Genomic DNA, 10,479 nt, shown 5'->3' on the forward strand with positions numbered 1-10,479 from the left:
AGTACACGACTTTCCAGGGAAGGTGCTCTGAGACTTTTTTCTTTCTGTAAACTGATGACAGTATACAGAACAATCCAGAGACACGCAAGCTAATCATTATTACGCTATTTTAAGAGGTCAATAACAATCTGGTATCCGATTACTTTCCTCAAATTAATATTCTTTACACTATTAAAAATATTAACATCCATTACATCACTGGTTTTTCGAAACTGCGCAATCAGTTTCTTCATCTCATCTCTCTTAGATCCTCTTCCGCCTCCGCAACTTACACAATTTTCTGTAAAACGACAGGCGCATTGAATAAAATATAATCCATTGGAATCCCTCCAGGATTGAATTGCGTCTTCCCTCACGAGGTACAATGGACGTATTAATTCCATTCCTTCAAAATTCTGACTATGAAGTTTTGGCAACATAGTTTCAATCTTTCCACTGTACAGCATGCCCATCAGGATTGTCTCGATTACATCATCAAAATGGTGTCCCAGAGCAATCTTATTACATCCCAGCTCCTTTGCCTTTGAATACAAATATCCTCTTCGCATCCTTGCGCAAAGATAGCACGGATTCCTATCAATAGTTGCCACCGTATCAAAAATATTTGTCTCAAATACAGTAAGCGGTATACCAAGAAGTTTTGCATTATCTTGAATTATTTTCCAGTTATCTTTATTATATCCAGGATTCATAATCAAGAATGTTGCATCAAAATTGATCTCGCCATGTTTTTTCAGTTCTTGTATTAATTTTGCAAGAAGCATGGAATCCTTACCTCCAGAAATACAGACTGCCACCCGATCCCCTTCCTGAATCAATTGATATTCATTCAAAGCCTTGGTAAAAGCCCGCCAGATTGTTCGCCGATATTTTTTGATAATGCTGCGTTCGATCTCTTCTTTCTTCTTCTCTTTTTCTTTCTGAGAATCCTCCTGCATGAATCTGGATAGAGACAAACGCAAGTAAGCACGATAGCCACCCTCCACATTAACTGCACGATAGCCCTCATTCACCAGTTCTTGTACATATTCCTGACTTCTGTCCCCAGTATGACAGATCAGATAGATGGTTTTGGTCACGTCCAGTTCCTTTTTATGTGCTTCCCATTCATCCATCGGGATATTCACTGCTCCCGGGAACGTTCCCCTTTGAAACTGCTCATTTGGACGAATATCTACAACAATCCTTTGATTAGATTCTATCTTCTCTAGTTCTTCTACTGTAATTTCCCACATAATTCTAATCCTCATAATTTCTAGCAAGGTTTTTTATCACTTCTCCACTAGGATCAGTCCGACGACTATCGGGACAACTGCCACACTGCCTGAAAGGTCTCTTCTCTCGATATATTTATGCTGTTCTTCCGATGAACAGTTGAAATGAGTTCTGCAGCTAATGGACATATCCTCCAGCAGTCGTCTCGGATTTTCCTCAGAACACACGACTTTCAGTTTTCTTATGCCATGTTTCTTCAGTTCCCGCCTCATGACCTTTGCCAGAGGACACATCCTAGTCTGACAGATATTAGCAATGCAGAATACACTTGCATCCAGCTGATTACCGGAACATTTTTCTTTTGGGTCTGCTTGAACTCATATCTGAGAGAATGTATTAGTTCTTACAACAGCTTTTATCGTGACCTTTTTCCTTTGCATTTTTATGGCACGCATATTACCATCTAATCCCTATCAAGTCAATAGGTTTATCATGTTAATGTGGCACATTTCAACGAATATCTCTTTACACCAATTCGTGATATGTCCTAATACACTTCAGTACTTCAATTCTCAACTCCTGATACAAATCCTCATCAAATCTTCCATTAATCAAAGAGTTTTTTATTAATAGAGGCCGAAACATTTCCAGTATCTGCAATATTGCCTCCTGATCTCCCATCTGTGCTCGAAATAGCACCTCCTCAAAATTCATGATTTTTCACCTCCCATCCATTTTCTAATCTTACGGATTGCATAATAATAAATTCCTTTCACCTTGTAAGGTGGCAAACCATTAATCTGGCTTATATCATCAAACGTCCGTTCTTCAAACACATGCTGATAGATCAGTTTTCTCTCATCCTCGCGCAATAAGAGTAATGCCTCGACAAGTTTTTGATCCCTCATCTCGTCCCATTCAGGATAGCACCCATCTACCTCTCTCATTAACAGTTCTTCACGATATTCCATCTCCAGACTCTCTTCTACCAAAATGCTATTTTCTTCCATTATCAGATTCTCTGCCGGCATTTCATTACTGTTAATCCTCAGCATTTTTCTCAAATAATTTTGTCTGGTTCCCCGGATCTGTGCCAGTATGTATGCAGTAAATTGGTTTTTTATTTTCGAACCAGTATAAGTATGTTCATCCATTTATTTATCCTCCTGTATTCTGATTTCATTTTTCTTTTGAAATCCCAGAAGGCGGGGACCGACACCGAATTCCATTGTTCGATAATATTCGACAAACAAAAAGAAAGTCGAATTGGCTATTACCTAATTCGACTTTCCATATTATCCATACTATTTTATGTGCTAAACCACATGTTATTAACGCATATTCCGCATACTCACCAGAAGGGTGTTCCACATATTGGTATAAGATTTTTTTAATAAATTCTTGCTATGTCTATACCGATCTGTGTAACTCAATCAGACTCTTCTCCCAAATAACATTCTTATTCTCTATTCACTTCACGCATTATATCGCTCTAGTTCACGCAGCATAACACATTTCATATACTGCCGAACTAGAGTAAAATATATGCATTAAGTGAGGTGATGAAAATGATGGTTAAGAAATTGCTCGGAGATCTGGTCAAAGAAGAGCGCCTTCGCAGAAATCTTTCACAGAATACTCTAGCTGAGAATGTGCACGTTTCGCTACGCACAATATCCGATATTGAAAACTATAATGCTAACCCCAGACTTGAAACTCTGAGTCTATTAGCCAAATACTTGAATATTTCGCTTGATTCCGTCATCTTCCACGACAATCCACCTGCAGATCCTTATATCGAACAGATCATTTATGAATTAAATGATTGTACAGATGAAGAAAAACAACTGGCTTTACATACGCTCCGTGGACTCCTTGAAGGTCTCCGAAAACAAAAGTAATTCTTTTCATTCTCCACTTCACCATTGTTTGATTATAGAATGGCCATTTATGAGCGACTTATGAGCCAGTTATGAATGACTTATGAATTGAAAAACTTTTCGACAAAATTCGAAGCAGCCCAATCAAGGGCTGCTTCTTTTCTATATACCTCGGAATGCATCCAATGCATTTGAAATATTTCTTATAATATGATCATCAAGAACAATCGGTTCCTCTTCTGAACCAGACAGATCCATGACTTTCTCATCCGGAGCTGCCCTTTCTTCAGTGACATATTTCTTTTCCGAGATTGCTTCTTGAATCTCTTTCTTTACAATTGTTTTAATCAATGGCAGTAGGAAAGACTTGTCCGGATTCAAAGAATCAGTTTCTTTTCCCTCGCCAAGATAATGAAGTACTGCGCTGGCAATGAAATCCGCCTTATCTTCCGTATTATTTAAAATCTCAACGACTTTTTGATGGGAAGCATTATTCTTCTTAAATCCAATCGTGAATTTATTGGGGTTCTTTTTTGTCACAACAATCACTTCCCATTCTATTTGCTGCTTTCATACATACGATACAGAAGATCATACCCTTTTGCATTGGCACGTAGGTCATCAATGAACAGATAACGTCCCAAACGGTCTGATTTCTCTAAAAATCGCCTGAGCAGAATAGAGCCGCCGCCAATGAAAACGGTATAAGCAGATTTCGTATCCACACCTCGTTCACGAATACTATTCAGAAGATCTGTGACATAGTCCTGTACCATATTCTCAACCGCCCGGACTACATACTCATCATAAAACTCTGTTTTCCCACGAATGATACTTTCCACATCTATTTCTTCCAGCAGCATGTCATATTCACTGTTGACTTTGGAAATGATCTCATTACACATAGTAATGATGCCCTTTTCCAATGAATCACAGTAATCCATATCTGGCTTTCCTCTTCTTAATAGCAGATAATCTGTTGTAAATCCCCCAATATCAATTCCTACTGCTTTCGGGGCTTCCCCAATCTTATCCATTTTTGTCATCATGGCAGCTAAATCCTGCACAAAAGCCCTCACATCTTTCATACACAGATGATATTCCTTTCCACAGTATTCCACCTGAAACACTTTTCCATCACCCTTAAAATATTTTTCATACCTGTCATACAGCTCCTTGTAATGCTTTGGCGGAAGTCCGATTGGAAGTTCAATCTGAATCACATCATCTGGCTGAATTTGTGTCTTGTCTTCCAATTCCATAGCAATTGCAAATAATGTAAGCACAAAAAATCGGGAGTCTGAAGTCTTATCCCTTTGATATGGGATACGGCGTTCGCTGAGCGTATAATACTTGTCCTGATACCGCAGATATACCTCGCCCCTAGCAGGCTTCTTATCCATTTCTGTCAGTCCTGTCGTGAATACATGATTACAGGTCTTCATATTACGGTTGCCCTGATCTACGGCTACTCTTAATTTCTTAATCATAAATGATCACTCCTTTTTTTCTTTCTACTTACTCTGTACGTACTACCTACGTAAAACGCAACCACACCCTCAAAAAATGTGAAAAGGCACCAGCAATAGCTGCCGATGCCTTCATTCATTATACATCTTTATGTTCCTCTCCAGTTTTCCATGCACCAGGTATCGATAATTTCGATCCGAGTTGACACAGGTAGAAAGCGTAACGATATGATCCGTATCCGTAACTTCCGTTCCTGTATCATAGGCAGCGTAGGATATAATCTTTTCCAAAAAGTCTTGATAATCTTCCAGTTCTGGAAATCGGTAAGTGAAACCCACACTTCCTGTCATTCCCGCATAGCTGGATACGATCCGGTACTCTAAGATGCCGTCCGGAAGATAGATATAAAAGCAAGGATACTTCTCAAATAACGATTTTTCCTGATATCTGTCCAACGTTCCGAACATACTTCCATTCTTCATATTATGCCCATACACAATCGTATTACTGTCCGTAAACTCCGGCTGGTTATGATAGTCGATAAAGATACTGCCATTCTTGTTTTCCTTCCCATCAAACATATGATGCAGATAGTAAGAATTGTCCTTTCCCTGCACAACCGGATAACTAATGTCCAGTGCCGGTATCTGGATCCATGCTACCACATCCGGATTCTGAGCCTTTAATCCTTCAAAATCTACCTGAAGGAACGTAAATCCTGAATCATCTTCTGGATCCGGATCATTTTTACCCTGCTCATCTGTTTCTGGATCCTGTACGTACTCCATAATTTCTTCATACGTACGATCGCCTTTCTGATACTCCAGAAAAATTCCTATTAATTTGCCTACGGCAAATATAAATATAATGAACGATGCAATCATCATAAACAGTAGTGGTACATTTCTTTTGCCTTTCATAAATCTTCTCCTTTCAAGAAAGACCAGAGCAGAATACTCCGGTCCTCCAGTTTCTATAATCTTTGAGACATTTTATCTGTCTGATTTATGTACAAATCATAATATAGATCATCAATTCCTTTGATTTGTCCACGCCATTCTTTGTTTTCATCCGTATTCCAAAGCATGCGCTTCACCGGTAATGAGCATTCCCTGCAAAGTTCGTACAGTTTCCTGCACCCACTTTGAATGATTTCCCTTTTTTTTACCTTATAAGGACACTCTCCAATCCTGTTACTCTGCGTGCATTCGCTGCATTTACTATACTGTCTATCACAGACAACCGGCATCTTCTTGTCCATGTCATAAGTCTCATACACAAGCTGAAGATTTCTTTTGGAAAGGCTCTCCAAAATTGGGCGAAGATTCCGCTGTTGGTTCACTCCGGGCATACATAAGAACGTAGCTCCGGATAGATAATGAGCAATGGTTCCTTTTAAAGCGCCTTCTGTCACATACACTTCTTTCGCATCCAAATTCCCGATTACATGAACCGGGCTGCCAGATGAGACTCCATATTGGTAATTTACACTAGAAAACCAGATATACTTTCTGGAATCTGTCACATGATCCAGCCGGATCTGAAATCCCTGGATCAGACCTTCCATGGAAAGAATCGGGATCAGGAATCCGGAATTCTTTGCTGAAAAATGAATCGTCCATTTTCCATCCTGATCCTGATAAAATCCCGGCACTCCCTCTACCATACATCCTTTTTCCTGTAGTTTCCTGGTCAGACTTTTTAATCCAAAGAGAGGAACGCTCCGATATCTTTGCATCTCGATCTGCTCGTCCGTAAGCCCTCTCGCCAGCAAGTCTTCCCTGTGCTTTTCTGATAACGTAAGATAGGAAAGCAGCATGGAATAGGTATGGTTGATTTCCGCATCCGATGCACGGTCACTATTTTCGGGAATCTCAGGCTCCGGCTTTTTCTCCGGAATCTTATAATCATCCCGGTATTGTCCCAGGTTTAATGCCTCCCGGATCTGCCGATTTGCTTCTGCCTTGGAGAGTCCATATAATTTGGCGTATAAATCCAACATTCCCCCCTGCTCATTGCAATAATTACAACGGAAGACGTTTTTCCTGATATTGACATTCATCTTTCCCGTTTTATGGTTGCAGAAAGGACAGTCCACATCATAGGAACTGGGATTTTTCCGACGCACCTGCAGATTCAGTACACGCACCACATCGCGGATATCGTAATCAAACCCTGACATGTCATACATCCATATTCAAGCCTCCTTTCCCCTGCAGCCAGATAGCTGACTGTGGGTCTTAACAGGCAGAATCCACTATCCTGCCATTGGTAATGCTTTATTTAACAAAAATTTAGCTGCAGCCGGAACCGCATTGTTATTTCCGGAATAACTTCTGGCAAACCAGTCCAGACTTTGCGGACTTTCTTTTGCCACCTGGCCCATAGTCTTGCCGCCATATTTCCCTTTGCCCGGAATCTCAACCTGCACCGCCTGCTCATAAGTCATATGCTGCAGAAGTTCTTCTACCGGTAGGGAACCGTCTAGCGCAATTCCCACTGTACCTGTCGCCATGGAATTCATTCCCGGCTGCTGGCCATAGGTATTTTGCATGGATGGCTGACCGATGATGGAGCCATTTGCCTGTGCCTGTTGGAAGAACTGTCCCATCATGCCAGACTGTAGCTGCATCGGCGGAATGGAACCACCCGTCATCTGCCTTTCAGGCTGTTGATACGTATTTTCAGTCGATTGATAATCAGCCCGATTCCCGCTATAAGGACTCTGCACAGTTCCTGAATTTTGAGATGACTGCGGAATCTGAATCCCGGCATCCACCTGTTCCGGATCATTTTCTTCACCTACATCCGCAAACTGAAGTCCAAACCCGGCATCTGACAGTGCCCGTCCGACAGCAGCCGTTTCCGCAAGTTCCAGAAATTTCGCTCCAAAATTCGGATCCTCTGACCGGAATTTCTGTGAAAACGCATTAGCAATAAAGTTATCCTCTGCGTCACACTTATCCAGATAAATTCTCGCTTCCACCAAAGCTGCATTTTCTGAAAAACTGCGGACAATACTAATAATCTTTCCCATGGGATATACCAGACGGAACCAGAGTTTCCGGTATTTCACATCCAGATACAGCTGGTCTTCCTGTCCTTCCTTTTCCAGTCTTCTTGCAAGTTCCACAGGATTAAATCCTTCCACCCGGTTGAGTGCTGCAACAGCTTCTGATTTGTCATATAAGATTGATTTCATTCGTTCTGCTCCTTTCGATTTCTGTTCAAAATAAAAGCAGACGAAAACCCTACATAGAGTAATAGTCTGCATTTCTCTGAGATTGTAATATTTCTTCAAATTTTCATACTGCAAGTTTTAACTGTTCTATTTCCTGCGCAGGCTTATTCCGGCTTTGATACTGGTCATAATAGCTACAGATTCTCTCTGCAAGCACTGTATTTCTCTTTCCACTGTCATCAGTATGAATCGCCTGACATACTGCGTTCCAATCCCCGACCAGATACACTTTGGACTTTGCCCTGGTAACTGCAGTATAGAGAATATTGCGTTTCAGCATAACATAGAATGCCTTCACCCATGGAATTATTACCACCGGGCACTCTGATCCCTGTGATTTGTGAACCGTAATCGCATTTGCATGTTCAATCATTTCCATCTGCTCCAGCTCATACTCTATCATCCGGTTCTCCGTAAATTGGATACTGATCTTGGGGTTGCCTTCCTCGTCTTCATAAAAATCCAGAATGGTTCCCATATCTCCGTTGCTGATAAGAGCAGTATTTTTATTCTGTATGATCTTATCCCCAACCCGAAATACGTCTTTTCCAATCACAAGTTCCTTCTTTCCACTGACTGGTGGATTGATGATATCCTCCAGTGTGCGGTTCAGTTCCACCACACCAGCTGCAGTTCTTACCCGGAAAGGTGTCAGGATCTGCACCTTGTCGTGACCATTTCGGATGACTTCCTCCTGATAGAGTCTCTTTACGGTATCTGCAGTTTCTTCTGTCCCTTTGCAGGGCACAAACACAAAATCATCACCCAGAATCAGGTTGGTTTTTCCCTCCTGCATCAGCTTTGCATTCACTGGTATGTTGCTTGTGGCACCCTGACGATACACAAGGTCAAGCATTGTGACCGGTATCAGCCCACATTGGATAAGCTGACAAAATACATCACCGGCTCCCACCGAAGGAAGCTGGTCCACATCCCCCACGAGAAGGATTCTTGTATTTCCTTTGACTCTCTGGAAGAATTCATAAGCCAGCCGCATATCCACCATGGATGTTTCATCCACATTGACAAACCCTGCCTCCAGATAGGCAAACTCAGCCGTATAATCTTCTCCCAGAAGCCCCATTGCCATATGCATGGTCGAGGCGTTCTGGTTACCCGTACTTTCTGCCATCCGTCTTGCAGCTCTGCCGGTCGGTGCCATTAACTGCACTTCAGACTTACATTTCATGCCATGGATATAGAGGATCACCTTTAAAACAGTTGTCTTTCCGGTACCCGGACCTCCTGTAATGATGCTGATGGGATTCGCAAACACCATCCGGACCGCCTGTTTCTGCTTTTCTGACAGTGTAATTCTCAGAACTTTCTGCGCCTGTACAAGTTCAGTCTCCACATCAAGCGATTCCATAGGATAAAGAATCCGCCTTGCTATCATGGCTGCGGTCTGCTCCTCTGCTTCAAACTGGCGGAAGGTATAAACCTTTTCATCATCCAACACAATGCTGTTCTGCATAACCAGACGGTAGAGTACATTGCTCACATCCTGAACGGTCACTGCCTGAAAAGTCAGATCTTTATTCAACACTTCCAGTACCTGTTCTGTTAGAATCTCCTGTTCCAGATAAAGATGCCCTTCCTTCATAGCCTCACTTAGCACGTAACTGATGCACCCTGAAATACGCATGGGATCATTCAGAGTCTTTCCGAGTGCCCTGCCAATGTTATCCACTGTCAGGAATCCAAATCCCTTGACTGCACATAACATATATGGGCGTTTCCGGATGATATCCACGGATTCATCTTTAAATGTCTGTAGGATCAGATTCACTTTCTTTGGTGTCACTTTGTAAGGAGCCAGAAAGGTCATCAGCTCCCGAAACACCTGGTTCTTCCCAAAGGAATCCATAATCCCACGGAGTTTCTTTTCTGAAATTCCTGGAATCGAAAGCAGTTTCTCCGGTGTTTTCTCAATGACTTCCAGCGTATCCAGACCAAATTGACGATAGATGGCTTCCGCTGTCCTCTGTCTGACGCCTTTTATTGCACCAGATGCTAAATATCCTATGATTCCTTCTTTCGTCCTTGGAACAATTTCCATAAAGGATTCCACTTTATACTGTAGACCATGACTTCCGTTTTCCCAAGATCCTTCCATTTCCAGTTCAATCTGATCTGTAAGAGGCAAATTGTATCCAACGGCAGTAAACCCAATCATCTTTCGGGATGCCAGATACCGGTCCCTGGCTGACAATGGTACGGACGTATCCTGGGTACAATAGAGTGCCACAGTAAAACCATTTCCTTCATTCATATAGATCTTATTCACATATCTGCATCGCATCTTCCACATCCCTCCAGTTTGAATTTGAAAACATTATGCAGCCTCCTTCTTTATACGAAATGTCCTGCTCTCAGTTGTCTTCGCATATTCTTCATAAATATCAGGATGCTGAATCTTCAGCTTCTCCATCTGCGCTTTTCCGATCTGTGTACGTTTTGTAGGATTATACGTAATCCGGTAACAATTCGTACCATCCTTTAAAATAGCTTTGCATCTGGCTCCTAACTGCTCCACAAAAGGGACGCTGATCGCACGCTGCTCCGATTCGATCTCTTTTTTTCTTTTTTCAATTTGGGATTTTTCTTCTGCTAAAGCAAGATATCTTTCAAGATTTTTAGATTCCAGACATGATAATTCGATTTCCGGGAGAC

At 41.7% G+C, this 10,479-nt stretch carries 10 protein-coding genes and 2 pseudogenes; 1 reads left to right on the forward strand and 11 read right to left on the reverse strand.

The window, feature by feature from the left end; all coding sequences use genetic code 11:
• Nucleotides 1-104 precede the first annotated feature (104 nt).
• From JQM82_RS12485 to JQM82_RS12500, 4 genes and pseudogenes are all read right to left on the reverse strand, one after another.
• Nucleotides 105-1,235: an ATP-binding protein gene (locus JQM82_RS12485; RefSeq protein WP_235250677.1), complete on the reverse strand. Its 1,131-nt coding sequence runs from the start codon at nt 1,233-1,235 to the stop codon at nt 105-107.
• 4 nt (nt 1,236-1,239) lie between these two features.
• Nucleotides 1,240-1,565: pseudogene (locus tag JQM82_RS16630) on the reverse strand (tRNA threonylcarbamoyladenosine dehydratase); the annotation flags it as partial.
• Nucleotides 1,566-1,740: 175 nt separating this feature from the next.
• Entirely contained in the window at nt 1,741-1,929 is a 189-nt protein-coding gene (locus JQM82_RS12495) for a helix-turn-helix domain-containing protein (RefSeq protein WP_235250678.1), read from the reverse strand.
• Entirely contained in the window at nt 1,926-2,369 is a 444-nt protein-coding gene (locus tag JQM82_RS12500; RefSeq protein WP_235250679.1) for a sigma-70 family RNA polymerase sigma factor, read from the reverse strand. Before JQM82_RS12500 ends, JQM82_RS12495 begins: the two co-directional genes overlap by 4 nt.
• A 414-nt stretch (nt 2,370-2,783) precedes the next feature.
• Between JQM82_RS12500 and JQM82_RS12505 the strand changes: the two genes are divergently transcribed.
• On the forward strand, nt 2,784-3,116 hold the full coding sequence (locus JQM82_RS12505; protein WP_328284220.1) for a helix-turn-helix transcriptional regulator: 333 nt from the start codon (nt 2,784-2,786) through the stop codon (nt 3,114-3,116).
• A 141-nt stretch (nt 3,117-3,257) separates the two neighbouring features.
• Here the strand turns inward: JQM82_RS12505 and JQM82_RS12510 are convergent, their stop codons facing one another.
• The 7 genes and pseudogenes from JQM82_RS12510 to JQM82_RS12540 form a co-directional block, all read right to left on the reverse strand.
• Nucleotides 3,258-3,635 carry a hypothetical protein gene (locus JQM82_RS12510; protein ID WP_235250680.1) on the reverse strand — a complete coding sequence of 126 codons (378 nt, stop codon included), beginning with the start codon at nt 3,633-3,635 and terminating at the stop codon, nt 3,258-3,260.
• Between the two features lie 17 nt (nt 3,636-3,652).
• A complete protein-coding gene (locus JQM82_RS12515) occupies nt 3,653-4,585 on the reverse strand; it encodes a ParM/StbA family protein (protein WP_235250682.1) in 933 nt (310 codons plus the stop codon).
• A 111-nt stretch (nt 4,586-4,696) separates the two neighbouring features.
• Entirely contained in the window at nt 4,697-5,485 is a 789-nt protein-coding gene (srtB, locus tag JQM82_RS12520) for a class B sortase (RefSeq protein ID WP_235250684.1), read from the reverse strand.
• A 53-nt stretch (nt 5,486-5,538) separates the two neighbouring features.
• Nucleotides 5,539-6,756, reverse strand: a complete 1,218-nt coding sequence (locus JQM82_RS12525; RefSeq protein WP_235250685.1) for a CHC2 zinc finger domain-containing protein — start codon at nt 6,754-6,756, stop codon at nt 5,539-5,541.
• Between the two features lie 66 nt (nt 6,757-6,822).
• Nucleotides 6,823-7,767: a hypothetical protein gene (locus JQM82_RS12530; protein ID WP_235250686.1), complete on the reverse strand. Its 945-nt coding sequence runs from the start codon at nt 7,765-7,767 to the stop codon at nt 6,823-6,825.
• A gap of 103 nt (nt 7,768-7,870) precedes the next feature.
• Complete coding sequence (locus JQM82_RS12535) at nt 7,871-10,108, reverse strand: ATP-dependent RecD-like DNA helicase (protein ID WP_235250687.1); 2,238 nt, start codon at nt 10,106-10,108, stop codon at nt 7,871-7,873.
• A 33-nt stretch (nt 10,109-10,141) separates the two neighbouring features.
• Nucleotides 10,142-10,479 (reverse strand): annotated as a pseudogene (locus JQM82_RS12540) (endonuclease); the annotation flags it as partial.

Source organism: Faecalicatena contorta, assembly GCF_021531995.1.
Classification (GTDB): domain Bacteria; phylum Bacillota; class Clostridia; order Lachnospirales; family Lachnospiraceae; genus Dorea_A; species Dorea_A contorta_A.

Excerpts from the sequence above, each read along its gene's own strand:
- JQM82_RS12485 (WP_235250677.1), bottom strand. The coding sequence starts at position 1,235 with ATGTGGGAAATTACAGTAGAAGAACTAGAGAAGATAGAATCTAATCAA.
- JQM82_RS12495 (WP_235250678.1), bottom strand. The coding sequence starts at position 1,929 with ATGAATTTTGAGGAGGTGCTATTTCGAGCACAGATGGGAGATCAGGAG.
- JQM82_RS12500 (WP_235250679.1), bottom strand. The coding sequence starts at position 2,369 with ATGGATGAACATACTTATACTGGTTCGAAAATAAAAAACCAATTTACT.
- JQM82_RS12505 (WP_328284220.1), top strand. The coding sequence starts at position 2,784 with ATGATGGTTAAGAAATTGCTCGGAGATCTGGTCAAAGAAGAGCGCCTT.
- JQM82_RS12515 (WP_235250682.1), bottom strand. The coding sequence starts at position 4,585 with ATGATTAAGAAATTAAGAGTAGCCGTAGATCAGGGCAACCGTAATATG.
- srtB (WP_235250684.1), bottom strand. The coding sequence starts at position 5,485 with ATGAAAGGCAAAAGAAATGTACCACTACTGTTTATGATGATTGCATCG.
- JQM82_RS12525 (WP_235250685.1), bottom strand. The coding sequence starts at position 6,756 with ATGTATGACATGTCAGGGTTTGATTACGATATCCGCGATGTGGTGCGT.
- JQM82_RS12530 (WP_235250686.1), bottom strand. The coding sequence starts at position 7,767 with ATGAAATCAATCTTATATGACAAATCAGAAGCTGTTGCAGCACTCAAC.
- JQM82_RS12535 (WP_235250687.1), bottom strand. The coding sequence starts at position 10,108 with ATGCGATGCAGATATGTGAATAAGATCTATATGAATGAAGGAAATGGT.